The sequence below is a fragment of the Colwellia aquaemaris genome, assembly GCF_057548755.1.
In genome coordinates, this window is record NZ_BAAJLV010000003.1 from 424,694 (window position 1) to 451,377 (window position 26,684).

Annotated in this window: 25 protein-coding genes; 17 read left to right on the top strand and 8 right to left on the bottom strand. The window is 38.0% G+C overall.

Features of this window, described 5'->3' with window-relative positions:
* Positions 1 to 13: 13 nt before the first annotated feature.
* Positions 14 to 1,030: a serine hydrolase domain-containing protein gene (locus AC27HL_RS11395; RefSeq protein ID WP_487081111.1), complete on the bottom strand. Its 1,017-nt coding sequence runs from the start codon at positions 1,028 to 1,030 to the stop codon at positions 14 to 16.
* 142 nt (positions 1,031 to 1,172) lie between these two features.
* Here AC27HL_RS11395 and AC27HL_RS11400 point away from each other — a divergent pair, with 142 nt between their 5' ends.
* Complete coding sequence (locus AC27HL_RS11400) at positions 1,173 to 2,222, top strand: serine hydrolase domain-containing protein (protein ID WP_487081112.1); 1,050 nt, start codon at positions 1,173 to 1,175, stop codon at positions 2,220 to 2,222.
* A 216-nt stretch (positions 2,223 to 2,438) separates the two neighbouring features.
* Entirely contained in the window at positions 2,439 to 3,143 is a 705-nt protein-coding gene (locus AC27HL_RS11405; protein ID WP_487081113.1) for a porin, read from the top strand.
* A gap of 201 nt (positions 3,144 to 3,344) precedes the next feature.
* On the opposite strand, the gene AC27HL_RS11410 is transcribed toward AC27HL_RS11405, so the two are convergent.
* Positions 3,345 to 5,408 (bottom strand): putative bifunctional diguanylate cyclase/phosphodiesterase, encoded by a 2,064-nt coding sequence (locus AC27HL_RS11410; RefSeq protein WP_487081114.1) that lies wholly within the window; start codon positions 5,406 to 5,408, stop codon positions 3,345 to 3,347.
* Positions 5,409 to 5,774: 366 nt separating this feature from the next.
* On the opposite strand from AC27HL_RS11410, the gene AC27HL_RS11415 reads away from it, so the two are divergent.
* The 9 genes from AC27HL_RS11415 to AC27HL_RS11455 all read left to right on the top strand — a co-directional run bounded on the left by AC27HL_RS11415 (position 5,775) and on the right by AC27HL_RS11455 (position 13,279).
* Positions 5,775 to 7,079, top strand: coding sequence for an inosine/guanosine kinase (locus AC27HL_RS11415; protein ID WP_487081115.1), 1,305 nt, complete (start codon positions 5,775 to 5,777; stop codon positions 7,077 to 7,079).
* Between the two features lie 52 nt (positions 7,080 to 7,131).
* Positions 7,132 to 8,022 (top strand): cation diffusion facilitator family transporter, encoded by an 891-nt coding sequence (locus tag AC27HL_RS11420; protein ID WP_487081116.1) that lies wholly within the window; start codon positions 7,132 to 7,134, stop codon positions 8,020 to 8,022.
* Between the two features lie 209 nt (positions 8,023 to 8,231).
* Positions 8,232 to 8,411 (top strand): DUF3545 family protein, encoded by a 180-nt coding sequence (locus AC27HL_RS11425; RefSeq protein ID WP_487081117.1) that lies wholly within the window; start codon positions 8,232 to 8,234, stop codon positions 8,409 to 8,411.
* 363 nt (positions 8,412 to 8,774) lie between these two features.
* The gene (locus AC27HL_RS11430) at positions 8,775 to 9,098 is read left to right on the top strand and encodes a hypothetical protein (protein WP_487081118.1); all 324 of its coding nucleotides are present in this window, start codon (positions 8,775 to 8,777) and stop codon (positions 9,096 to 9,098) included.
* A gap of 16 nt (positions 9,099 to 9,114) precedes the next feature.
* A complete protein-coding gene (locus AC27HL_RS11435) occupies positions 9,115 to 9,555 on the top strand; it encodes a hypothetical protein (protein WP_487081119.1) in 441 nt (146 codons plus the stop codon).
* 164 nt (positions 9,556 to 9,719) lie between these two features.
* The gene (locus AC27HL_RS11440; RefSeq protein WP_487081120.1) at positions 9,720 to 11,066 is read left to right on the top strand and encodes a M20/M25/M40 family metallo-hydrolase; all 1,347 of its coding nucleotides are present in this window, start codon (positions 9,720 to 9,722) and stop codon (positions 11,064 to 11,066) included.
* 44 nt (positions 11,067 to 11,110) lie between these two features.
* Complete coding sequence (locus tag AC27HL_RS11445) at positions 11,111 to 11,671, top strand: GNAT family N-acetyltransferase (protein WP_487081121.1); 561 nt, start codon at positions 11,111 to 11,113, stop codon at positions 11,669 to 11,671.
* 43 nt (positions 11,672 to 11,714) lie between these two features.
* Positions 11,715 to 12,698 carry an MBL fold metallo-hydrolase gene (locus AC27HL_RS11450; RefSeq protein WP_487081122.1) on the top strand — a complete coding sequence of 328 codons (984 nt, stop codon included), beginning with the start codon at positions 11,715 to 11,717 and terminating at the stop codon, positions 12,696 to 12,698.
* Positions 12,699 to 12,838: 140 nt separating this feature from the next.
* A complete protein-coding gene (locus tag AC27HL_RS11455) occupies positions 12,839 to 13,279 on the top strand; it encodes an SRPBCC family protein (RefSeq protein WP_487081123.1) in 441 nt (146 codons plus the stop codon).
* 22 nt (positions 13,280 to 13,301) lie between these two features.
* Here the strand turns inward: AC27HL_RS11455 and AC27HL_RS11460 are convergent, their stop codons facing one another.
* Positions 13,302 to 14,036: a hypothetical protein gene (locus tag AC27HL_RS11460; RefSeq protein ID WP_487081124.1), complete on the bottom strand. Its 735-nt coding sequence runs from the start codon at positions 14,034 to 14,036 to the stop codon at positions 13,302 to 13,304.
* Between the two features lie 273 nt (positions 14,037 to 14,309).
* Here AC27HL_RS11460 and AC27HL_RS11465 point away from each other — a divergent pair, with 273 nt between their 5' ends.
* The 5 genes from AC27HL_RS11465 to AC27HL_RS11485 all read left to right on the top strand — a co-directional run bounded on the left by AC27HL_RS11465 (position 14,310) and on the right by AC27HL_RS11485 (position 18,823).
* Positions 14,310 to 14,819, top strand: a complete 510-nt coding sequence (locus AC27HL_RS11465) for a hypothetical protein (protein WP_487081125.1) — start codon at positions 14,310 to 14,312, stop codon at positions 14,817 to 14,819.
* Positions 14,820 to 15,246: 427 nt separating this feature from the next.
* Positions 15,247 to 15,666, top strand: a complete 420-nt coding sequence (locus tag AC27HL_RS11470; protein ID WP_487081126.1) for a hypothetical protein — start codon at positions 15,247 to 15,249, stop codon at positions 15,664 to 15,666.
* A gap of 138 nt (positions 15,667 to 15,804) precedes the next feature.
* Complete coding sequence (locus tag AC27HL_RS11475) at positions 15,805 to 16,257, top strand: helix-turn-helix domain-containing protein (RefSeq protein WP_487081127.1); 453 nt, start codon at positions 15,805 to 15,807, stop codon at positions 16,255 to 16,257.
* Between the two features lie 350 nt (positions 16,258 to 16,607).
* On the top strand, positions 16,608 to 18,428 hold the full coding sequence (locus AC27HL_RS11480; protein WP_487081128.1) for an acyl-CoA dehydrogenase C-terminal domain-containing protein: 1,821 nt from the start codon (positions 16,608 to 16,610) through the stop codon (positions 18,426 to 18,428).
* Between the two features lie 101 nt (positions 18,429 to 18,529).
* A complete protein-coding gene (locus AC27HL_RS11485; RefSeq protein WP_487081129.1) occupies positions 18,530 to 18,823 on the top strand; it encodes a nuclear transport factor 2 family protein in 294 nt (97 codons plus the stop codon).
* A 178-nt stretch (positions 18,824 to 19,001) separates the two neighbouring features.
* On the opposite strand, the gene AC27HL_RS11490 is transcribed toward AC27HL_RS11485, so the two are convergent.
* From AC27HL_RS11490 to fadE, 4 genes are all read right to left on the bottom strand, one after another.
* Positions 19,002 to 20,054 carry an aldo/keto reductase gene (locus tag AC27HL_RS11490; protein WP_487081130.1) on the bottom strand — a complete coding sequence of 351 codons (1,053 nt, stop codon included), beginning with the start codon at positions 20,052 to 20,054 and terminating at the stop codon, positions 19,002 to 19,004.
* Positions 20,055 to 20,105: 51 nt separating this feature from the next.
* Positions 20,106 to 21,473: an aldehyde dehydrogenase family protein gene (locus AC27HL_RS11495; RefSeq protein WP_487081131.1), complete on the bottom strand. Its 1,368-nt coding sequence runs from the start codon at positions 21,471 to 21,473 to the stop codon at positions 20,106 to 20,108.
* Between the two features lie 76 nt (positions 21,474 to 21,549).
* A complete protein-coding gene (locus AC27HL_RS11500) occupies positions 21,550 to 22,215 on the bottom strand; it encodes a TetR/AcrR family transcriptional regulator (RefSeq protein WP_487081132.1) in 666 nt (221 codons plus the stop codon).
* 285 nt (positions 22,216 to 22,500) lie between these two features.
* The gene (gene fadE / locus AC27HL_RS11505) at positions 22,501 to 24,918 is read right to left on the bottom strand and encodes an acyl-CoA dehydrogenase FadE (protein WP_487081133.1); all 2,418 of its coding nucleotides are present in this window, start codon (positions 24,916 to 24,918) and stop codon (positions 22,501 to 22,503) included.
* A gap of 152 nt (positions 24,919 to 25,070) precedes the next feature.
* Between fadE and AC27HL_RS11510 the strand changes: the two genes are divergently transcribed.
* Positions 25,071 to 25,859 (top strand): class II glutamine amidotransferase, encoded by a 789-nt coding sequence (locus tag AC27HL_RS11510; RefSeq protein WP_487081134.1) that lies wholly within the window; start codon positions 25,071 to 25,073, stop codon positions 25,857 to 25,859.
* 49 nt (positions 25,860 to 25,908) lie between these two features.
* Here AC27HL_RS11510 and AC27HL_RS11515 read toward each other — a convergent pair whose 3' ends face one another.
* Positions 25,909 to 26,676 (bottom strand): DUF3108 domain-containing protein, encoded by a 768-nt coding sequence (locus AC27HL_RS11515; RefSeq protein WP_487081135.1) that lies wholly within the window; start codon positions 26,674 to 26,676, stop codon positions 25,909 to 25,911.
* Positions 26,677 to 26,684 lie beyond the last annotated feature (8 nt).

Here is a 26,684-nt window from a genome sequence, read left to right on the forward strand (position 1 = left end):
GTTACAACAAGCTTTAATGTATTAATGATAGCCATTTTTTTACTTTCAATTGTGGCAATAACATTTTTCTTGAATTGTAGTTAGTCCCGGTAAAAACAAAGATTAATTGATTCTTTGGTGAGATAAATAAATATTGGCCACCATTACCCCACGCGAATATTAGTTCAGCCTTCTTAGTTATATTATTTAGCGTTTTTTTAGGCGGCAATAACCACCACCAATAGCCATATTCATAAGGTCTTTCATAAACCTTAGTGTGTGAAGAGGTCATCTTATCAAGCCAGTAACTTGGCAGAATTTGCTGTTCGTTATATTTCCCATTGTTTAAAATAAGTTGACCTATTTTAGCTAAGTCACGTGCTGTCATAAATATATGGCCACCAGTATCAACAACTCCATAAGGTGTTTTGCTCCATTTATAGTTTGAAATATTGAGTTTGGAAAAAAGATATTGTTTTGACCAGCTTTCAAAATCATTGTTGAGAGTTTGGTTTAGCAGATGACCAACTAAAACTGCACCACCGGTGCAGTAAGAAAAATGCTTTCCTGGGGTATGGCTAAACGGTAAATCGATGAAAAACTTCGCCCAATTAGCGCTTAAATACATTTTATCTTCATTGCCGAGTGATGCAGGTACCCAATCATCACAAGCAAGGCCAGTGCGCATGGTAAGTAAATCGCTAAATGTGATTTGCTTAAGATGAGTATTGTTAGCAGCTATGTTATTGATATAAGGTGTGATATTTTCAGTAGTTTTGGGAAATAAACCTTGTTCAATTGCTATGCCGACTAGTATTGCCGTTAATGATTTTGTGACTGAACGCAAATCGTGAGTGTCGTTGGCATTGTAGTTTGGTGCGTAATGTTCAAAAAGACGTAGATTATTTTTATAGACTAAAAAGCTAGTGACGCCTTCTTCCTTACCTTGGCTTACGCTAGTGGCGTATTGTTTCAAACGACTTTCTATTTTTGTGAAATCTGAACCTAAGCTGTAGCAGCTGATAAGGTATACCAATAAGAGATATTTCATCGTAATCCTAGACTTTTACTAGTTTAGTAACTAATGAATAACAAAAGGTTTAAATTACTTGATGTTCTATGGTGTGCTTTAGAGTTTTCAGGTGTATTTGTTAATGTTATTTTAAGAACGTTAAGTTTTGTTGGTGCTAAATATGGTTTGTATAAATTTTTCTATTAGAGTGTTTTGGGTGTTTTTTATTGTACTGCTTACCAGCTGTGGTGGTGGAGGTAGTAGTAAACAAAACAATATTGAGACTCCCACTTCAAACACGCCTAGTAGCACGGCAACCATTGAGGAGGTATTAAATAGTGCAGTTAATAGAGGAATTGATGGTATTTTTGTTTATGTTGATCAAACTTCTAAACATGAAGCAAGCTACAGTGCAGGTTTACAAGATAAAACCGAGAACGTGCCAGCGAGCACATCAGCTTTGTTTAAAATTGCGAGTATCAGCAAATTATTTATTGCCGTCAGTGCGAGTAAGATAATTGTTCAAGAGCAATTGTCTTTGAATGACACTTTATCAACTTGGTTACCTGAGTGGGCAGACAGAATAGAAAATTCAAATATCATTACAATTAAACAGTTAATTCAGCATAGAAGCGGTATCGCTGACTTTGACAGTCAGGTGGGGTTTAGTTGGCAACATGCTCATAGGGACATTGACGCTACATTAGCCTACGCGTTAGATAAACCAGCGGATTTTGCCCCAGACAGTAAATATGAATATTCAAATACCAATTATTTATTGTTAGCTAAAGTATTGGATAAAGCGCTAGGTTATAGCCATCAAATATTTATTAAGGAAAATATACTTATTCCGCTGGCTATGCACGATACGTATTTGGAATTGGCTGAAATAGACATGCCGTTGTTAGCGAAAGGCTATTGGGAAAATGTAGAACGTTCGAGGCAAGATTATGTTATTCCTGGTGGTTCAATGATTTCGACAGTTAAAGATATTGCCATCTTCATTAGGGCACTCAATACAGGTACCTTGCTTACGCCCGAAGAAAAACGTATTTATGCCTCGGTTTATTGGTTTAATCATTCAGGCTGGTTACCTGGCTATCAAAGTATTGCCAATTATCACAGTGACATCGATGCAGTTGTTATTCAATTTATTAACACAACAGGCGACGGTTCAGAAAATACGGCGACTTGGTCATACCAACAAATAGTGAAGTTATTAGGTAATTAAGCAGGAAATTACTGTTGCTAGTTAAGGTAAAGTTGGCCAATGGCAGTATTTATAGAAAATATGCTTGTCCTAGGTAACATATACAAAATGTAGTCATCTTACAAATTCTCACGTTCAGCATACATTTCATCCACAAAAGCCATAAAGAATCGAACGTAACAAGTCTTTATGATTCCCTCATCAACAAATTGAACATTACGCATAGGGAATTACATTATGAAAAAATCACTACTTATTACTGCTTTACTATTGTCTTCGTCAACGGTTTATGCAGAGACTAAATATCCGGAAAATCCAGTATTACGACCACTAACATTAACTGATGGCACAGTAGCCATTGGCGGTGCTATTGCATGGGTAGAAGAAGACGACGATGACCGAGCTGAACTGAACTTAAACGCAGCATACGGCCTAACAGATGATTTAACACTAGGCTTTGGTGGTATTAATTATCGCGTACTAGAACGTAAAAATAACGGCAAAGGTTTAGAGTTAGCCATTGGTTTAGGTTTTAGAGGCTATCAAGAATCGAATGTAAATGGTGACTCTGTCGCCTACGGTACTGACTTAAACGGAAAATATGTTTTTGATAAAGATATCGCGATGACTTTCTCTTTAGGCTATGTAAAATGGGATGAAGAGAAACTGAAAAATAAAGATGAATTTCGCTATTCTATTGGCCTGCAAAAGAACTTAGCAAGAGATTGGACGGCGAGTGTTAACTACACCTATCGAGATTTGAAAGACTTTACTCAAGATGATGCCCACGAAGCAAGTATTGGTGTTAATTATGCGTACAGTAAGAGCACCGATATAGGTGCATTTGTTGGTTATTCAAACTTTGATGCGCAAGAAAATGGCTATAATTTAGATGATAACTTTGACCGTGCTGCCGGTGTTTATGCGACATATCGTTTTTAACTTGTATTACAACGACAGAAATTAAAGTAAGTTTACTGCTTTGATTATTTGAATTCTCGCTGGTATTTCGATTGTTGATTGAACAGAATAGATATATTGAAAAGTTATTATTTTGGACATAAATTGAGATGACCAGCGAAATTATTTACGTTTGCAGAACAATTTCTAACCATAAGTAAATTGAATTTTTAAATTAGTTATTTAGGTATTTCTTTTTTTGAACAAATATTGTTCAAAGTTTGTGGCGCCAATACTCTTAGAAAAATAGTAGCCTTGCCCATAGTCGCAGCCTATATCAGCCAATAATGTTGCTTGCTCTAATGTCTCTATGCCTTCGGCAATAACTCGCAATTTTAACTTGTGTGCTAATACTATGATTGCCTCGCATAGCGCGATATCATCTTCATTATCTGACAGGTTTTTAACAAAAGAGCGATCAATTTTTACATAATCAACATTGAGCTTTTTCAAATAGGCTAACGAAGAGTAGCCGGTACCGAAGTCATCTATTGCTATTTGCATTCCTTTATTTCGAAATAAGGCTAACACTTCGTCAGCGCCTTTGTTTAAATCCATTATGGTACCTTCGGTAAGTTCGATAATAATACCGTTACCAGATACGTTTAGTTTTTCTAATTGGCGACACCAATCTTTTAAATTACTATTAAAATTTCTTAGCTGTATCGGTGAGGTATTAATAGATATTTGAAAGTCATCGCCAAATAATTCACGCCAAATTTTTAATTGGTGGCTAACCTGATAAAACACCCAATCGCCAATGTCACAAATCATACCATTTTCTTCTGCTGCAGCGATAAATTGGCTGGTGTCTATAATACCTTTTTCAGGATGAGTCCAACGAATTAACGCCTCAGCACTGCGACATCGTCCGTTTGATAAATCAATGATAGGTTGAAATGTTAAATGAAAGTCTTCTCTATCTATTGATGCACGTAATTCACTATTCATCCAGCTGCGCGCATTAATATTTGCTTGAATAGACTGATTGAACAAATGATACCGCTTGCGTCCTAAGCTTTTGGCGACATACATAGCTTGATCCGCATATTTGAGTAATAGTTCGCTGCTATTGGCATCTTTTGGGTAAAATGCGATACCAACACTCGCTGAAATATAGCTTTTAATGAGTCCAGAGGTGAATGGCTTTGAGAGTTGTTCAATAATTTGTTTTGCAGCGCGAGTTGTATGCTCAAGGTTTTCGATACCCTCCATAACTATGGTAAATTCATCTCCCCCCATACGTGCAACAACATCGGTATTTCGTACACAGCTTTTAATACGATTTGCGGCTTCGATTAGGACTTTATCACCAGAAGCATGGCCGAATTTATCATTAACATCTTTAAAGTGGTCAAGGTCGAGACAGAGTATGGCAACGTTTTGCTTTGTTCGTTGAGATTTTTGAATACTTTCAGTTAGTCGGCTATTCAACATACAACGGTTTGCTAAGCCAGTTAGGCTATCAAAATTGGCTTGTCGCCAAATAAGTTGCTGATCAGCCTTTCGTTTGGTTATATCTCGAACAATTGCAATCATATAATCATTGCCATTTTGGCTAACATAATTAACGCAAATTTCTGCGGGGTAGGTTGAGCCGTCTTTTCGTTTGTGTTTGCCCTCAATTACCATACCACCAGATTCTTGAACCATTACTACATGCCTTTGCCAGGAAAAGTTGTCTGGTAAAATTGCTTCAATATCAATAACACCAAGTTCTCGAATTTCGTTATAGCTATAGCCCAAATTTATACAGGCGGTATTATTTGCGTCTAAAAATTTTGCTGTATCTGGGTCAATAACAAAAATGGCGTCACTAGAGTGGTCAATTAAAGTTCTAAAGAGCTTTCGAGTATTTTCAATTTTTTTGCTTTCGGTTAAGTCAACAATTTGGGCAATAAAGCGTTTTACCTTTCCATAATCATCAGGTTGAGCAACCATAGTAAGCATGCCGTAAATTACATGGCCTGATTTAGTAATATAGCGCTTTTCAATAGTGATTGGTGTAAAGGGATCTGTTTGCAGTTTGTGCCGAATTTCAGCATTGATTTGACTTTCCTCAGGATGAGAAATAATAATATCTTTGCGATAAATTTCTTGTTCTGTATAGCCTAGCAAGTCAAGTAGTGCGGGGTTTACATACTCAAAACTACCATCGATTCGTGACAACACCATAGCGACAGGAGTGACGTCAAATATTTTTTTTACATTATCATCTAAAGCATTATTACTAGCGCTGATATCCAAGTGATTTCCTTTTTGGCCTGCACAATAACAACTGAACTAAAAATTTATTTTGGCTTTTATATTTTAGCATATGGCATGTGAACCTTAGTCATGACACGCTATTTTCATTTCAGTATAGTTAAATTCATCATTAACACATAATTAAAGATATAGTGGCTTTAGTTATGTGTTGTTAATTTTACGAAATTAATGCCGGTAAGAGTCGCTAACAGGCAAAGGTGGTAATATTTTATAGCAAAGAGGGCAGAAAATTGTTGGCTATGGTTAGAAAAAGCGCAAAGTGCGCTTATTTCTCTTGATGATGTCTGGTCAAACCAAATCCCATTGCGCTATAATCGCTGTTTTGAAAATAACCGTGTAATCTTCATGAAGTTCCCCGGACGCCGTCAGCATAAACATTATTTCCCTGTAGATAATAAAAACCCGTTAACGAATCAAGTAAACTGTGATCCACAAACTGTTAAAAATTATATTGTTGGTATCGACCAAGTGCTGGTTGATATTGAAGCAAAGGTTGATCAAGCCTTTTTAGATGAGTTTGATCTACAACGGGGCATGTCGCAGGTGATTTCTGACGAAGTTACTGAACGCTTGTATCAGCGCTTAAAAGATGAGTCTTTGGTTAATTATGAATTTGCTGGTGGCACTATAGGTAATACGGTTCATAACTATTCTGTATTGGCTGATGATCGCTCCGTTTTGTTAGGGGTAATGTCGAAAGACATTCATGTTGGCGACTATGCCTATCGTTTTATTAGTAACACTTCTTCTCGTGTTGACTTAAATTACCTACAACCGGTTGATGGTCCGATTGGTCGCTGTTTTACGCTAATTGATAATACCGGCGAACGTACGTTTGGTATCAATGCCGGTTTAATTAACCGGTTACACCCAGACTCGATAGATGAGTCATTGATTGCTGGCGCATCCGCGTTAGTTATTAGTTCATACCTGATGCGCACGCAAGAAGGTGATACCATGACTGAAGCGGCGATTAAAGCTGTTGAATGTGCGAATGCTGCAGGTGTTCCCGTTGTGCTTACCTTAGGTACTAAGTTTTTAATTGAAGAAGAGCCACAGTTTTGGCGAGATTTCGTTAAAAAGCACGTCAACATATTAACTATGAATGAAGAAGAAGCATTAGCAATAACTGGCATTGAAGATCCGTTAGAAGCTGCTGATAAATGCTTAGACTGGGTTGATATGGTGATCTGCACAGCCGGCAAAGAAGGTTTGTATATGGCGGGTTACGTTGATGAAGAGTTTAAACGTGAAAGTGAATACCCGTTGATTTCGGGCTATATCAGTGATTTTAATCGTTATGAATATTCTCGACCTATGTTGCTAAAAGAGTGTAATAAGCCAATGCGTATTTATACTCATTCTGCGCCATACATGGGAGGCCCTGAAAGTATTAAGAATACCAATGGTGCCGGAGATGCGGCGCTTGCTGCGATATTGCACGATTTAAGTGCTAATGTTTATCATAAAAATACCATGGCCAATTCTAGCAAGCATAATCAGCCAGCATTAACCTATTCATCGTTATCGCAAATGAGTAAATATGCCAACAGAGCCAGCTATGAAGTTCTGGTGCAACATTCACCTCGTTTATCACGAGGCTTACCTGAGCGTGAAGATAGCTTAGATCAAGCTTATTGGGCGCAATAAATCGCACTGATAATATTTTAAAGAATCCGCTCGCGGCGTTATATGGCTTTACATGACAACACTAACTACACATAAATCATCACAAAGACGACTTCTTATTGCACTTGCTATAACCAGTGTTTTTATGTTGATTCAAATTGTTGGTGCGTTTTATGCCAATTCACTTGCCGTTTACGCCGATGCTGGGCATTTGTTTGTGCATAATAGCTCTTTATTCATTGCGCTTATTGCCTCTACGTTGGCCATTAAGTTTGGCCAAACCTTTAGTGATGGTTATCGCCGTTTAGAGCTTTCCGGTGGATTAATTAATGGCGTACTTTATTTATTAATTAGTTGCTGGATTTTACTGCAAGGTGCCGACCGGTTATTAGGGCATGAGCATCATGACGAACATGAAATTAATACCTTCGTGATGTCGTCAATTGCGTCACTAGGCTTTCTATTTCATACCGCCTCAGCATTTATACTTTATAAAGGCCGCAAAGACAGTGTTAATGTTTACGCGGTGTTTTTGCACACCTTTTTTGATTTACTATCAACCATAGTCACTTTTGTCACTAGTATTGTAATACATGCCACAGGATGGACAATTTTTGATTCATTATCGAGTATTCTTATTTCAATATTCGTACTCTTTACCGGCTCTAAATTACTCTACAAGTGTATTAAAGGATTGTTCTTTAATGGCGTTAGATTACCTGCGTTAAAGAAAATCGAATCAGCTTTGGCTAAAGTAGAGCACATCGACAATATTCATAACTTAATTGTTAAAAGCGATAATGGTGAAGTGATTGTCGGTGCGCATATTGTACTAAAACATAAATGCACATTAGAAAAACATGATGAAATTTGCCGCTTTCAAGTTGAAAAAGTACTGAAAGAACAATTTAACGTCGAGCAAAGTGTTCTACAAATAGAAACCGGTGGCTGTACACACCCGTAATTACAACTATTTATACTAATACTTAACTGTGCAACATAAGCACATTATTATTTATACCTTTTACCAAGATGTTTATAGATTGCTATTGCTGCTTAGAATTTACGCCCAGCAATGCTATTCATTTCTTTGTCACTATCTCGTCATCTTTCTTTCAAATTTCTGTCACAACATTTGATTAATTTATGCGTAAACACCTTAAATGAGTCCTTATGATGAATAATAAATATTGGCAAATTGAAGATTTTGAAGAGTTTGAAGAGCAAATTGATAATCAAAAAAAGAAAGTGAATAAACAAGGTAAGCGAAAATGGCGTGAAATTGAAGCCTATAAAGACCGTAAAAGAGAGCAAAAAGAACTGGCGTCTTATGACTGTTACTCGATGATGTAAATATAGTAAAGACAGTAACAGAGATTGTCCTTGCCGTTAGTGTGATGATCTCTGTGTTAAGTCCTTATAATTTAGCCTAAATATCGTATTTATCGCCCAACCGAATGGATATTGAATTGTTGTCGGCTCCGAGTAACAGTGCAAAGCTACTAATTCCCATTAATTAGTCAAATGGTACTCGTAAACTCGTTGCTCCATAACTATAAAAAACCAGAAAAGCATATTGTCGCTCTATCATAACTAATATCGAGTATTGGCGATTACGAAAATATCCCGTCAATCTAACGGCAAAGATAAATTTCTACCATTCATTTTGATTTTGTTATATAAATCTTGCCACTATTTAGAAAACTATTTTTATTTATGCGCACAACAACATTATTGCTGCTTGGAGCATTTGTTTATCTACCAATATTTTCTGTTATTGCTGGCGATATCAGTGAGTTGATAAGTAAAGAGGAGTTTTTACAATATAAGGACGTTGGTGAATTTATAGATGGCGCACCGAAAGTAACCATTACTGTGCCAGTCGAGCAGAATGATATTGAAAAATATGGTCAGGGGGTGGTGAAAACACTAACTGGCTCAGACTGTGATCGTGATGGCAAAATGGATGATAACCCAACCTGTAATGCCGTTTATTATAAACTGTGGTTAAAATATCGCTTGGGAAAAAGCAAAAGTTAAAATATTGCCGGTAAAAATGATGAATAAAATTATCACTTTCACTATGATGATAGTTGTTACTGTATTGATTTTTAATCATAAATCGTCAAATGCCGATGCCTTAAAAGCTTTTACCAGTGATGGCTGTAGTGCCTTTCCTGATGGCACCTTTGAACAAAAGGAGCTTTGGTTATCTTGTTGTATTCAGCACGATCTCGACTATTGGCAGGGAGGCACTTATCAGCAAAGACTTGCTTCTGATCAAGCATTGCAAAGTTGTGTGGCTAAAGTAGGACAGCCAGAAATAGCAGCATTAATGCTTGCAGGAGTGCGTGTTGGCGGTACGCCGTACTTACCAACGAAATTTCGCTGGGGCTATGGTTGGTCATACCCGCGCTGGTATGGTGAACTTTCTGAACAAGAGCAACAACAAGTGCAAGCATTAACGCCCAACCTAGCACAGATAACGATACAGTAAGCTTTCTTTCTAGTACTATTTGCTTTTTCAGTATGACATTTAGGTCTAAGTAAAGTTCTTTATTTATTAGTGCCTTGTAAATATTTTTTAACATTTTCTGTTTGTAATTATTAGTTGTTTAAACGATATTAAGTGTGCCTTATTCGCTACTTTAAAAACCTAATATGTTACTTAAAAACGTTCTCTGCGCTTCCTTACCATTACTCTTTACTTTAACTATTGCTAAAAATAATGCTTTTGCACAGCCAGTCAATACACTTGATGCCAATGAAGAAAAAATTGTGCAACGAGTGCAAGCGGATTTACCGTTGGCATTGCAAGAAATTGAACAAGCGGTAAACATTAATAGCGGTTCAATGAACTTGGCTGGCGTCAAGCAAGTAGGGCAACTGGCGGAGCAACAACTGTCGGTTTTAGGTTTTGATGTGAAATGGCTTGATGGCCGTGCCTTTAATCGTGCAGGACATATTGTTGCAACACATAAAAGTCCAAACGCCGATGCCGTTAAAATTTTAATGATCGGTCATCTAGATACCGTTTTTGCCAAGCATGATGACTTTCAAAAGTTTAAACGCATCAGTGAAAAACAAGCTTCTGGCCCTGGTGTTGCTGATATGAAAGGCGGCAATACTATTATCATTTCTGCGCTAAGAGTATTAAAAACACTGGGCTTACTCGACAATGTTAGTATTCAAGTGATTTTAACCGGTGATGAAGAAAGTAGCGGTAGACCATTAAGTTTATCAAAGAAAGCGATTGTTGATGGTGCGATATGGGCTGATGTTGCGTTAGGTTTTGAAAATGGCGATAACAATATCGCAACTGGCATGGCAGCACGCCGAGGCTATGTAGGTTGGAGCTTAAATGTTTCTGGCAAGCCAGCGCATTCTTCACGCATATTTTCTGAACACGCAGGTTTTGGTGCTATTTATGAAACCGCCAGAATTTTAGAAGCATTTCGCATAGAGTTAGCAAATGAAAAGGACTTAACTTTTAATCCAGGACTCATTGTTGGCGGTACAAAAGTTGAGGTTGATAAAGCAAAATCAACAGGCGAGGCATTTGGTAAAAGTAATGTCATCGCGCAGCAAGTAACGGTAAGAGGCGATTTACGTGCTTTGTCAAACGCCCAAGCCGCTCATGCTCAGCAAGTTATGCTAAAAATTGTCTCAAACAACTTAAACCAAACTGACGCAACCTTAGTATTTGAAGAAGGCTACCCACCTATGGCATTGACTGACGGCAATAAACGTTTGCTATCGTTATACAGTCAAATTAGTCAAGACCTTGGTTATAACGAGATTGGTATAGCAAACCCGAGAAATGCTGGTGCAGCAGATATCTCATTTGCCGCTGATCACGTTGCTATGTCATTAGATGGTTTGGGCTTAATGGGCAGTGGCGCTCACACAAAAAATGAAGTTGCCGACTTAACCAGTTTACCTAAGAACATTGAGAAAGCGGCATTGTTAATTTACCGTTTATCGAATAAAGCTATCGCTATTTATTAACTGCAATATTTTACTAGAAGTAACTGCACAGAAAAGGGAATAAGATGAATTGTAAGGTTATTCAGTTTAAAGATGCGACATTAGAAGATCTTGACAACATTGCCGCATTGCATGCTAAAAGTTGGCAGGAGAATTATCATCCGGTACTGTCTAAGGATTACCTAAAAGATAAAGTGTTTACCGAGCGCACCGCTGTTTGGAAAAAGCGATTAACTGAGCCAAAGAGCAATCAACAGGTCATTATCGCTAAAGTTGATGGTAAGTTCGCTGGCTTTATTTCTGTTTTCGGTGCTAATCATCAAGAATACGGCACAATTATCGATAACCTGCATATTGATTCTACCTTCAAAGGCTGTGGAGTTGGCACTCAATTATTGAATGCAGCCGCAGAGTGGGCAAATCAATACTACCAGAGTACGCCACTTTATTTAGAAGTACTGGCTTGTAATACAAATGCCATGGGATTTTACGCGTCATTGGGCGGCCAAAATATCGCCACAGGGTTTTGGCAGACACCGTGTAATAACCAAGCGAAAGAGTATATTTTTAGCTGGCCGTCGGCCGAAGCTTTATGTCGCTCTGCAACATGTAAGTTACGCGCTTAAGCTTGCTTTTTTCTAGCCGCTATAAAGTGTTAAAGGGATCAATATGAAATATTTTTTAAGTTTGTTTATGGTTATTTTATTGCTGGCTTGTAGTAGTAATGATCGCGATTCCATCCGAGTTAAAGTCGATATTAGCAGCGATGATAGCAATAGCTATTTAACAGAACAAAAATGGCGGCACGGTAGTAAAGACTGTAAAAGTAATACTGAGCCAGCAATAGAGGTTTTTCGTTATCAAGCGTCGAGCTATATTTTACGACAAAATAAGTGTCAGCATTTCGAAGCGCCATTTATCTATTTGTTATTTGGAGAAAATAAGGCGTTGTTATTTGATACCGGCGCTATTGAAAGTGCCGTTGAATTTCCTTTGTACCAAAAAGTTAATCAGCTGATGCAACAATATCAAGCTGAAGCGGGCGTTAGTGAACTTGAACTATTGGTGCTGCATTCTCATGGACATAGCGACCATTATGCAGGCGATAGTCAGTTTTTAAACCAAGAGAATGTTTCACTGGTATTACCGACAGAAAAAGCCCTGACGAAATTCCTTACCGCTAATCGTAATAACGCGACAGAAGAAATATCAGTCGAGTTAGGAAAACGTAAAATTATCATATTGCCAACCCCAGGACACCAAGAAGAAGCAATAACACTTTACGACCCTCAAACCCAGTGGTTGTTAACTGGTGATAGTTTTTACCCAGGGGTAGTTTATGTTAAACATTGGCAAGATTACCGAACAAGTATTCAAACACTAAGTGAATTTAGTGAGCGAAATAAAATTAGTGCAGTGTTAGGGGCGCATATTGAAATGAAATCAATGGCCGGCGAACACTATGAAATTGGCACGACATTTCAACCAAATGAAGCGCCTTTGCCCCTAAGGGTTGAGCTATTGCAGGCGTTAGGCAAGCAGCTAGCGCAACACCCAGAGCCAACTAAGTTAATTTTTGATGATTTTATTATTGTGCCTATGAATGGGCTGCAGCAATCGTTAAGCGATTTTGGCCGTTTTATAACACAGTAATTATTTTGTTATTTTTATGACAAAAAAGCACAATGATAAGATCTTAGTATTATAGTTTTCGTCTACACTTTATTACGTTAAGGGGCAATTATCTTTAAATTCTCCCTTCTGATAATAATGACATCATAAAGGAAAACGCTATGTACTCTATTAGCCACCGTGTTGGTATAAAAGCCTCAGCTGAAGATGTTTATCACGCGCTTACCACGAATGAAGGAATAATGACTTGGTGGACCAATGATGTTGCTGGTGCTGGTGATGTTGGTGCCATAATTCAGTTTCGTTTTAATGGCGGAGGCCCTGATTTTAAAGTTACGGAGTTAATAAAAAATAAGTTAGTTCGTTGGCAGCATAGCGGTGATATGCCGCAAGCGTGGCAAGCGACAGAAATTTGCTTCGACATTCAACCACAGGCAGAGCAAACATTTGTTAATTTTAGTCATTCAAATTGGCAAGAATCATCAGACTTTATGGCGCATTGCAGTACAAAATGGGCCGTTTTTTTATTAAGCCTTAAAGACGCGTTAGAGATTGGGAAAGGTCGAGCATTTCCTCATGATATACATATTGATCATTCGTAATTGAATAAAGATTGTCAATGAGCTAGCTAAAAGACAAATCTAGATACTTGTTAAGCTTCTCATTCGTTAGGCGCTGCGGTGTTAGTTGCTCTACAATTTCTAAAGCTTGATAAACTTTACTTAATCCAACTTTGTCATTTAGTGGTATTTTCTCAAAGGTTGGTGCGTCAATCGTCTCTTTTAATAAGCTTAGTGTATTTGCAAGTTTATCTTTGAAGTCATCTTTTTGCTTTGCTTCCTCAACATGGGTAATTATTTCTTTTGCTCCCTCTAGGGCTTTAATTAGTGCATTTAACGCCTCACTTTGTTGTTCATCTGAACTTTCGCTATCGTGGCTTTCATTATTTTCGTCTGATTGTAGACGCTTAAGTAGATCATCAAGAAAACCGGTTAGGCTTATCGTCGTGTTTTCAATTTCATTTACTTGGTTTTCAGTTTTGCTGGTTGAATTGGTTAATTTCGCATATTCATTTTGTGAGATCAGCCCTAATTGATAAGCGCGCTCTTTTAGTGTTTCAACGTCGTTAAAGTTAAGCTCCGCACCATTGAAAAATTCACTACTGATGGCGTTAATTTTTTGGGCTCGGCTTGAAAGATACAAACTATTTTGGCTTTTACTGTTTTCTGGCAATTTATCAACATCTTGTGCTTTATAATTTTCAATTATGTTGTCAACTTCTGAGCTTTGTGCTGACGATGAAGCACTATTTAAGCTTGTGTTTAAGATTGAGCCGTAGTTGTTTATATTGTTAAGCATTTTGATAATTCAAAAATTTGACATGCTTGCCTATATACAAAATACAGGCCAACGCTCTTGGTTAAATTTTATATTTTGGCAAATGCTTTTCACCGATAATACTCGTTATGAAGGTTTGTGATATTCAATTGTGACATAATATCTCTATGGCCGAGTGCCTTGGTAAATCTAGCATTATATTCAACTAGTTATTTAGCAACATAGTGTATCTAGTCGCTGTAATTAAATTCGACGTTATTTTCAATTTCAAACTATTTAGAGTAGGTGATCGTAGTGGAAAACAAGTTAAGCAATATCTTAAGCACTCTCATGCATGATGCGGTATTTTTTGGGCCACAAGGTTTTTTGTTGATGACCTCAGCATCAACATTTTCCCAAGCGCAACATGGTTTTGGGCAAGATGAAGAGGGGAATGACATATCTGGCTCTAACGTTGGTGATTGGCAATCATCTTGGCAAGTTATTGCCAGAGACACAGAATTAGGCGACCCATATTTTGTTGATATATATGACCAAGACTTTCCTGTTTATACGGCTTTTTTAGGAGAGTCAGGTTGGGAGAGTGAACAGGTAAGTACTACATTGATGGGTTTTATAGACTGCATGCACTTATTACAAAGCCAAGGGGAGCAAACGCAAGCAAAGTTTTTTCCTGATGAAGAAACGCTTGTTGATGAAACTAAGTTGGCGCAGTTACAGCAGCAATTAACTGATATGTCAGCGGTTGCGGGGTATTGGCAATATTTCTTTCGCTGTTATCTCGATTGGCTACAAGAAGATTAGTAGCAGTATTACAACACTTATTAATTGGCGAAATGAGCACCGCTTGCCTCTAGGCAAAAGCAAATGTTTTCACTTTATTTATGATGACCTAAATATTACGCGGCACGAGGCATATTGTTTTGATATTGCTTGTACACTAACCATAAAACAGCTGAGAATAGCCAAGGAATAATTAACAAGGTTATTCCCACGAGTGGATGTGCTAAATATCGTCTAATTGGCAGCGACGACATTTGGGAGCTACTAGGCAGTTTTTGTACTTGCAATGGATTGTCAACTCTGCATTTGAATTTAGATATTTCCCGCTATTTGTAAAGTAAATTAATTTTTAATGTTAGCGAAACAGCAACTATGACTGATATATATTTGTCGATATCGCGTAACCTTAACTGATAATTACAGTTAGAAAAATAAAGGACTATAAATAATGAATATTTGGTTAATTACTGGTGGTTTACTTACTACTTTAGCGGCTTTACTGCATATTGGTTGTATTTATTTTGGCGCAACTTGGTATCGCTTTTTTGGGGCTGGTGAGCAAATGGCAATAATGGCAGAGCAAGGCAGCTGGCAGCCAACGATAATTACCAGCGGTATTGTTGCCGTACTAATTGTTTGGGCGTTGTATGCTTTCTCTGCAGCAGGTGTAATTATCACTTTGCCTTTTACTCGAATATTAATAGTTCTAATTTCAACTCTTTACTTTTTAAGAGCGATTGCTGGCTTTTTTCTTATATTTAATCCTTTGGGACGAACACCTGATTTTTGGCTGTGGAGTTCGAGTATTTGCTTAGTGATAGCTTTGGTACATATCTGGGGGATAAAACAAAGTTGGTCTGCGCTTTAAAAGTAAAACATTGTATTTTTGTGTGTGATTTTTAAGCAATTAGTTCTGATGTCGGGTAAATGTCGGCGAGAATTCGTACCTGACAGTTTATAAAGTGATAAATAATTTTGGTTTGTAAGTGCAAAGGTATAAGAAGTCATGATTTTAAAGCAACTACGTTTGAGTCGTCAGTTATCGCAAGAGCAATTAGCACAAATGTCAGGGCTAAATGTTAGAACAATACAACGTATAGAGAGCGGTAAGAATGCTAGTGTAGAGTCTTTAAAATGTTTAGCTTCGGCACTTAATGTTGATATTGCAGCTTTAAATCAGGAGAAGTTTAACGTGGACAAACAATCAGACAATTGGCAGAAACTGCCTTGGTTACTCAAATTTTGGTTTGTATTTAACTTTTTACAAACTCGGCCTACGCGTAATTCTGCCGTTAGAATTGAAATAATTACACATGCTAGCGGTTTTATATTTTGTAGCTTAGGCATCGTTAGTGAGCCGGCCTTAGTAGGAGGTTTAATGTTGTTAGCAATGGCATATTTGTTCATGTTATTAAAATATCAGGGTGACAAATATGGCATTTCGTACGATGCAGCATAGCTAATAGCGTTATATTTATTAAGTTTACCATTTTGCTGTAAAAGCTCATTGGGCTAAAGGGGCATAATTATGACCTTTTGGCCTATTTCCGTTCAAAATTTCTCACACTTTCTTGAATAAAAAGTTATAGCAAGTGACTGTAACAGCACACAATAGCAAGATTAGTTGCTATGCTCCATTCTTGAACTATGAGATTAACTCCCTAAATATAAAGACTTTATTGGATTTTTTTTAATTCTTTTTCGAGAAAGCTCATTACTGGTTTGACCACTGGTCGGATGTGTGTGTATACTCATTAACACTTATGCAGCAATGCAAAAAATTATTATTAGAAGTGTTAGGAGTTATACATGCTGAGTTATAAAGCGCCGGTTGCAGATATTAAATTCTTATTTGAAGATGTGTTTGACTATTACGGACATTACAAAAAGCACCCTGAATTTGAAGAGGCTACGCCTGACTTAGTTGATGCGATTATTGAAGAATGTGCAAAATTCAGTGAGAACGAACTGCTACCACTTAATCAAAGCGGTGATCAAGAAGGTTGTACCTTTGACAATGGCACGGTGACTACACCGAAAGGCTTTAAAGGTGCATATCAACAATTTGTTGAAGGTGGCTGGCCTAGTTTGTCTCACCCAGTTGAGCACGGTGGCCAAGGCTTGCCGTCATCATTAGGTATGGTGGTGTCTGAGCTGATGGGCACTGCAAACTGGTCTTGGGCAATGTATCCTGGCTTGAGCCACGGTGCGATGAATACTATTCACACTCACGGTACAGATGAGCAAAAAGAATTATACCTTACTCGCTTAATTGAAGGTTCATGGACCGGTACCATGTGTTTAACTGAGCCGCAATGTGGTACTGACTTAGGGCAAGTTAAAACTAAAGCTGAGCCAAACGGTGACGGTACTTATAATATTAGCGGTACTAAGATTTTTATTTCTGCAGGTGAACATGACTTAACTGACAACATTGTACATATAGTTTTGGCTCGACTGCCAGGTGCTCCCGAAGGAACTAAAGGTATTTCGTTGTTTATCGTACCGAAAATGCAAACAGATGAGCAAGGCAATATAACTGAGTTTAATAATGTTTCTTGTGGTTCAATTGAACATAAAATGGGCATCAAAGCTTCAGTAACTGCGGTGCTGAACTTCGACAATGCTAAAGGTGTACTTATTGGCCCAGAAAATAAAGGTTTAGAATGTATGTTTACCTTTATGAATACTGCCCGAGTAGGTACTGCTCTACAAGGCGTTTGTGCTGCAGAGCTTGCTTATCAAAACTCGTTGGCCTATGCGAAAGAACGTTTGTCTATGCGCTCGTTATCAGGCACTAAGCATCCAGATAAAGTGGCTGATCCGATTATTTGCCACCCTGATGTTCGTAAAATGCTGATGACGCAAAAAGCTATCAGTGAAGGTGGCCGTGCCATGATTTATTATACGGCGAAACTCGTTGATGAAATTGAAAATGCCAAATCAGAAGAAGAGCGTAAAAAATCGGATTTTAGCTTAGGCTTTATAACGCCTATTTTAAAAGCATTTTTAACTGAACTAGGCTCAGAAAGTGCTAACCATGGTTTACAAATATTTGGTGGTCATGGTTTTATTAAAGAGTGGGGCATGGAGCAAATTGTACGTGATACCCGTATTTCGACACTTTATGAAGGTACCACAGGTATTCAAGCACTAGATTTACTAGGCCGTAAGATATTGATGACACGTGGTAAGTCGTTGAATGTTTTTGCTAAAGAGATACTGATTTACTGTAAAGATAAGAGTATGCTGTCAGGCAATCCACATAAGCGACAAATGAATAAGTTTATTTGGCCATTAAGTAAAACTGTCGCAAAATGGCAGCAATATACTATTCGTTTAGGGCTTAAAGCGAAGAAAGACCGTGATGTCGTTGGCTCTGCGTCCGTTGATTTCTTAATGTATTCTGGTTATGTAGTGATGGCATATTTCTGGGCGCAAATGGCACAAGCCGCTTATGAAAAATTAGCAACAGATGTTGAAAATCGTGATTTTTATCGCGCGAAAATTAAAACCGCCGAGTTCTATTTTGAGCGTTTATTACCTCGTACCAAGTCATTGGCAACCACTATGATGGCTGATCCTAAAACATTAATGCAACTTGATGAAGAGTTACTTTCTTTTTTATAAACACCTTATAAAATGATAGTAATTAGCTAAAACATATAAAAGCCGTACTTTAATAAGTACGGTTTTTTTTATTCTTACAGCAGCATTTTCAGGAATAAAGGATGAAAGACTTAGTGCAAAAATGGTTTGATATTTGGCAATCGGGAGATTTTCATGACTTACCCATCAGTGATGATTTTATCCATCAAAGCCCGTTTGGCACAATATCAAGCAAACAAGCATATTTAACCTTAGTGGAAGCTAATAAAGATAAATTTTTAGGTTATCAGTTTATTGTTTATGACATGATAAGCGCAGGCAGTACTGTATGTGTTCGTTACACCGCTGTTCAAGGTGATTTTCGCCTCGATGTAAGTGAATGGCATTACATAAAAGCGAGCTTAATTGAAAAGTAATTGCCTATTATCATATTGGTGAAATCCACCCAGATAGAGAGCTAAGCTAATAGAACACACTTGTTATTGCGAGTTTATCGTTAAATATGCTTAAGTAGTACCAGCTAGGTTAGGGCGTGATGACCTTTGTGGTATGATTTTTGTTGGAATTAAAGGTGATTTAATCAATACACCCCAGTTAAAATGGTGATGTGAATTGTTTTAATACTTGCTTAATATCTTCAGCCGCTGTATGCGGTAAAGGCTCTTTGAAAGCGTCAATGTTTTCGGCTAACTGGGCGAGGTTTGTTGCGCCAATAATTGTCGAGGTTACCCCATTAATTTGATCACACCATTTCAAGGCTAATTGTGCTGGCGATAAATTATGTCGTGTTGCAATATCAAGATAAGCTTTTACCGCAGCATTTGCCTGTTCGGTGTCTCGAAACAACCCATGTCGTTGCATTAAGGTAAAGCGACTGCCCGCTGGACGTTGGCCATTTAGATATTTTCCTGTTAGTAACCCCGTTGCTAATGGTGACCAAGGTAAATAGGCAACATCTTCATGAACACAGTTTTCAATCAAATAAGGCCAATCTTTTGTGTGCAATAAGTTAAACTCATTTTGAATCGAAACCATTCGCGGTAAGTTATGTTCTTTACTTAAACGTAAATATTGATTAATGCCCCATGGTGTATCGTCAGATAAACCACAGTAGCGAATTTTACCTGCTTTAATACAAGTATTGAGTCCTTGTAAAATATCTAACAGCTCTTCAGTTTGTTGCTCAGCATTCACTGAGGTGTAATTGTTAGAGTTTGGCCAGTGATTGCCAAAATGAGGTGATTGACGATTTGGCCAATGTAATTGGTATAGGTCGATATAATCAGTTTGTAGTCGTTTTAAGGAGTTTTCAACAGCTGCAATTACTGTTGTTCCAGATATTTTACTACCGCCACGAATATAAGAAAGTCCAGGGCCAGCAATCTTAGATGCTAAAACAATGTTTTTACGTCGTGACGGATTAGCACTGAGCCAATTACCTATGATAGTTTCAGTTTGTCCATAGGTATCGGCTGATGGTGGTACCGCGTACATTTCCGCAGTATCGATGAAGTTAATTCCCTGCATTTGTGCATAATCAATTTGATGATCAGCATCAGCTTGATTATTCTGTAGTCCCCAAGTCATACTGCCTAAACATATACGCGACACTTCTAGTGAACTACTACCTAATCGTTCATACTTCATATAATCACCTTGCTATGTAAATATTTTAAAACAATAAACTAAGCCTATGTTTTAACGTATCCAACGGAGAAACTTAAATTTCATTTTTCCATAAGGAGCAAACCTAACCGGTAAATCCTTAATGAAAGGTCTTGCTAATACAGATTTTAAGTGACTGAAGTTATCAAAACCTGCTTTGCCACTATATTGGCCCATACCACTTGGCCCTATGCCTCCAAAGGGTAATTCTGGTACCGCATTAAACATAATAACGTCATTTATACATTGGCTACCTGAGCTAATTTCATTAACCCAAGTTTGGCATTGCTGGTTATCTTTACTGAATATGTATGACGATAATGGCTTATCGCGTTCTTTCACAAAGCGCTTTGCAGCTTCAAAATTATCGATAGTGATAATGGGTAGTATTGCACCGAAAATTTCATCGCGCATAAGTGAGGAGTCTAAAGGTGGGTCAACAATGATTGTAGGCTCAATATAGCGTTCTAAAATGTCAAAGTTGCCACCGACATCTACTGTTAGCCCTGATAAATACTGGCTAATACGCTCAGTATGACGTTCATTGACGACTTTTCCATAACTTGCACTTTGCTTTGGATCTTTGCCAAACATCTTTTCTATTTGCGCCTTCAGCGCGTCTACCAGTGGTTTAACCATATCAGCAGAGGTAAGAATATAATCAGGTGCAATACAGGTTTGCCCGGCATTCATCCATTTGCCCCAAGCAATACGTTGTGCTGTTATTGTTAAATCGGCGCTGCTATCGACATAAACCGGACTTTTGCCACCTAGTTCTAAGGTTACAGGGGTTAAGTGCTTAGCAGCGGCAGACATAACAATACGAGCAACTTGGCCATTGCCTGTATACATAATATGGTCAAACGGTAAGGCAAGTAGGGCAGTAGTTTCCTCAACCGCACCTTCAACAACAGAAACAGCCTGACGGTCTAAATATTGTGGGATGAGTTTGGCAATAAGTTTTGAAGTTGCTGGAGCAAGTTCTGATGGTTTAACAATTGCACAATTACCAGCAGCAATAACGGCAACTAATGGTGCAAGTATTAACTGCATGGGATAGTTCCATGCACCAATAATAAGTACTGTACCTTGAGGCTCTGGTTGGATATATGAACGGCCGGGTTGCGCGACAATTGGTGTCGCAACGCGACGCTTTTTTGCCCAACTTTTTAGTCGTTTGCAAACATGATCAACATCACCGGTAACATAGGAAACTTCAGTAACCCAAGCTTCTTGCGCAGGTTTACCTAAATCGCTAGCAAGTGCGTCGAGAAAATCTTGCTCATTTTCATTGACTAAGCGCTTAATTTGTTGAAGTTGGTGTTTACGCCATTCTAAATCATGTGTTTTATGACTAGAGAAGTATTGTTGATGTGTTGAAAATTGCTCGCTAAAATCCACTAATTTGACTCGCTAGGTTAGATGGTCGGATGACTTAATCTAACCCATTTGTTAAGCGAGTACAAAATTTTAATTACTAGGGCTTTATTCTCAATACTATTGCTAGTAACTGACTGATAGTTTTATAAATATGCTCGTTAATCTCAGACGAAGTTGGCAATAAGCTACGGTAAGTTAGTTGCTGAATTTGGCTTAAAAGTACTTGTGCGCTTACTTCAATGTCATCTTGAGCGAAATATTGACATAACTGTCGACAAGGATGTAACTGTGCTTCATAAAGTTGTTGAGCTACAGCCGTAAGTGAGTTGGTTACTTGTATTTCACTAAATAATTGTTGCTCAACAATTAATTGTTGCTGGTTTGCATTAGCATTATTGAGCACCATATCGGTTAACTGCTGTGCCAGCTGGGCTCTTAATGCAACCCGAATACTAACTTTGCGTAATTCAGCTTTACTGTAGGCATCAACAAGCTCAATTATTGGTTGCCATAAATTGCCAACTTCATTGATGATATTGCTAGCATTTAACTCGAATGCTTGCTGCACTAACTCTTGAATGTCTTTAAAATAATAAGTGGTTAAAGACAACTGAATATCGGCATGAGATGCTATTGCTCTATGTGTTGCGCCTTTGATCCCATGTGTTGCCAAAATAGCAATGGCAGATTCCAAAATAAGGTGCTTGGTACGTTCGCCTTTACTGCGTCTTTTTTTTGTACTTTGTTCGTTGGTTACTAACATTTATTTTCAATTCTCACAGAGGGGGGCTGTTAATATTTAATTTATTATTATTATGATAACGGTTTTAATCGAGGCTAACTTATAGTGTTTTTAAAGCACTTACAAACTTCCTCGTAAACTGTTTTGTTACAAACAAGAAACAATGTTAGCAAAACTTTCCAATAAGTATAAGAGGGTAGACCCTTATCAAAGATAAATTGTCTTTAAAAACTGCCAATAACGCATAAAAAAACCTCTTATTCCGGATAGAATAAGAGGTTTCATATGCTGATTTTTTGTTAATTATTAACCCGCCTTTAGGTAATCAGAATCAAAGTCATCAACATTGATTGCAGCCTTTCTTGCAATTTCAGTGGCAATTAATAAATCAGCTTCATCCTGATTAATAATATTGGCCGACAGTCCTTTTTCTGCAACAATATCAAGACTATAAAACGGTAGTTTTTCACCTAATTCACGGCAAACTTTGTCAAATATTGGTTCGCAAGCAATAATATCATCAAGAGTTTGCTCTAGTTGCCCCAGTACGTTTTCAGGCTCACGTGTAATATATTGTCCTTCGCCTAAACGATTGCGACTATCATTTGGTGACTGCATCAACTTAGCAACTTTATGATCGGTAATATCTGAAGGTTTCTTTAAATTACAACCTAACGGTAAAATAACAGCCTTTAAAACATTTGCGACTAGCTTATTCGGAAAGTTGCTAATAAGTTCACTGATCGCTTGCTGAATATTGTACAAACTGTCTTCAACGGCCCATTGTACTAATGGGAAGTCGGCACTTTGTCGGCCTTCATCGTTATAACGCTTAAGAGTTGCCGAAGCTAAATAAAGATAGCTTAAAATATCACCTAGTCTTGCAGAAATTCGTTCACGGCGTTTTAAGTCACCTCCTAAGGTCAACATAGCAACATCAGACAACATGGCTAAGTTTGAGCTAAAGCGAGTCATTAATTGGTAGTAGCGTCTTGTGCCGTCACTATATGGAGCGTTAAGTGCGTAACTGCCAGTGAAAGAAAACCATACACTACGGCAAATGTTGCTAATAGCAAAGCCGATATGACCAAATAGAGCGTGGTCAAAGTCGTTTAATGCTTGTTGCTCATCTTCGTTTCCTGCCGCTGAAAGTTCAGCTAAAACGTAAGGATGACAGCGAATAGCACCTTGACCATAAATGATCATACTACGAGTAAGAATGTTGGCACCTTCCACAGTAATTGCAACGGGTGCTCCTTGATAACCGCGAGCAAGATAGTTACTAGGGCCCATGCAAATGCCTTTACCCCCATGAATGTCCATGGCATCAGCAACACAATTGCGCATTTTTTCCGTTAAGTGGTACTTAGAAATTGCTGAAATAACACTCGGCTTTTCACCCATATCAATAGCACCTGTCGACATAGTCGTTACAGCATCCATTAAATAGGCATTACCGCCAATCCTAGCAAGTGCTTCTTCTACGCCTTCCATCTTACCAATTGAAATTTTAAATTGTCGACGAATTCGGCTGTAGGCTCCTGTTGCGAGTGCTAGCGATTTAATGCCACCAGCACTATTCGACGGCAAGGTAATCGCACGACCAACCGATAAGCATTCCACTAACATGCGCCAGCCTTGACCAGCCATTTCTGGGCCACCAATAATAAAGTCTAACGGTACGAATACTTCATTACCTTGTGTTGGACCATTTTGAAATGGCACATTCAATGGGAAATGACGACGTCCGGTGATCACACCTTCAATATCTGTTGGAATTAAGGCACAAGTAATACCTAAGTCTTCTTGCTCACCTAATAAATGATCAGGGTCTTTTAATTTAAAGGCTAAACCAAGCACCGTAGCAATTGGTGCTAACGTGATATAGCGTTTATTCCAGGTAAGTTTCATGCCTAGCACTTCTTCACCATTAAACTCACCACGACATACCACACCAAAGTCTGGAATAGCGCCGGCATCTGAGCCAGCTTCTGGGCTAGTTAATGCAAAACATGGGATTTCTTCGCCTTTAACTAAGCGGGGTAAATAGTAGTCTTGTTGTTCTTTCGTGCCATAGTGTTGTAGTAACTCGCCTGGGCCTAAAGAGTTTGGTACACCAACGGTTGAAGATAATACTGTACTAACACTCGACAGTTTTTGAAGTACACGTGATTGCGCATAAGCACAAAATTCTAAGCCGCCATACTGTTTTTTGATGATCATGGCGAAGAATTTATTGTCTTTTAAATACTGCCAAACCTCGGGTGATAAATCAGCAAGCTCGTGGGTTGTTTGCCAGTCGTCAGTCATACGACAAACTTCTTCAACAGGGCCATCTAAAAATGCTTGCTCTTCAGCACTTAGACGAGGTTTTGGATAGTTATGGAGTTTTTTCCAATCAGGTGTGCCACGAAAAAGTTCAGCCTCAAACCAGGTTGTACCGGCGTCAATTGCTTCTTGTTCGGTCTTTGACATTTCTGGCATAATACCTTTAAACATTGTAAGTAAAGGCTTAGTGATATATTGCTTACGAATGTCGGCGACGTTGAGCGGAATAGCAATTACAATAAATAGCAACCATGAGAAAAAAGAGATTGCATTAAAAATTGTGCCGACGACCATAAGCACAGTAAAAGCTAGGGTAAATGAAGTGAGTGAAGCCCTTGAATAGGCCATAAAACCGCTGAGCGCGATGGCAAGTAATGCCCAAGTTAAGTAGTCCACAAATTTTCCTTAATGTTGTTGCTTATTTAGGCCAAACGCCTTGAGGTCTGACCAGATTGATTCTTTAAGCTTAATGGCTATAGAGAATAAATTCAAATTATTTGTTAATACGAGGTAGCTGAGCGTTAAGGTTACCGGATGGAGTTTAGTTAATGTGTGAATTATTAGCCATGAGCGCTAATGTACCAACTGATATTTGTTTTAGTTTTAGTGGCCTGATGCAACGTGGTGGCAATACCGGGCCACATAAAGATGGTTGGGGCATTACATTTTATGAAGGCAAGGGCTGTCGTAGTTTTAAAGACCCATTACCGAGTGCAGAATCACCTATTGCGAAACTCGTAACAGATTATCCTATTAAAAGTGAAACTGTGGTTTGTCATATTAGGCAAGCTAATTCAGGTGAAATATCACTAGTTAATACTCACCCATTTATTCGCCCTATGTGGGGAAAAAATTGGACTTATGCACATAACGGCCAATTGGCAAACTATAAAAGCGAATTAATGATTAAATATCATATACCTGTTGGTGAAACTGACAGTGAGCATGCTTTTTGTTGGTTACTTGAGCAATTATTGCTTGAATTTGATGGCAAAGAGCCGCAAGCAGACGTACTGTTTGATTTTATTATTGAAAAATGTCGCGAAATTAATAAGTTAGGCGTTTTTAATTTACTATTAACCGATGGCGATAATCTATTTGTTTATTGTGCTAACAACTTACATTGGTTAACACGACGGGCGCCATTTGGTAAAGCGAGTTTAATTGATGCGGAAATGGTGGTTAATTTTGAACAAGAAACCACCGAAAACGATATTGTTACCGTTATTGCCACTCAACCGTTAACTGATGATGAAACCTGGCAAAAAATGCAAGCAGGGCAAGGGTTACTATTTAGTAAAGGGTTATTGATCTGTGAAAGTACGATAAATGAATAAAAGTAAATAAAGTGGTTAGTTTAACCACTTTATTTTAAATTACCGTGCGCTATTTACTGGTTGTGTCATTCGATTTTACAAAGTCAACCGATTCCAGTTGCGCTTCAAATTGCTCAACATCACCTTTAATTTGATAAAGTTTTACTAACAGGTAATCAAGCTCTGGGGCAAACCAAGCGTAGGTAATACGTTTTTTCTCAACCACTTCTCGCTTAAATTTTACGGTTTTGACTAAACCGTAAGGTAACATGATTTCTTCTTCACCATCATATTGATAAACATAATTTTTCAGTGAGCCAGATGATTTGATAACAGGGTAAACAAATTGCTTTTGTTCAGGTTTGCTGATCAAATTAAGGCGATGTTGCAAATGATAACTTAATGAGTCTTGAATATTTTCAGGAAAGTCTACGTTTTTTGTTTTATTTTTCTTTTTATCTGTAGCTGTGTTATTGGCAGTGTCGTAACTCCACTCATAATACTTATCTCGACCTGTTCCTTCGCGTTTATAAACATAGTTGATTGGCGTTACTTTAGTGTTGTTAAGTTTTACTGTAGAAGTTTCTTCACGGGTATCAGAAAATATTAACCATTCAATATCCGTATGATAGCTATATTGTGCCATTCCACTGTCTAAGTATTGTAATTCACGTGACGCTTTACCAACGGCTTTACCGCTGCGTAAAATTGTATAGTTGGCTTTGAATGCTGGCACCATTACCTTATTTTCATGATCTGCTGTCTCTGCAGAAGATGTGGAGCTAAACAATGTTAGGCTAGACAATAACAAAGCGGCATAAGGTAATGGTTTTAACATATAAGTTC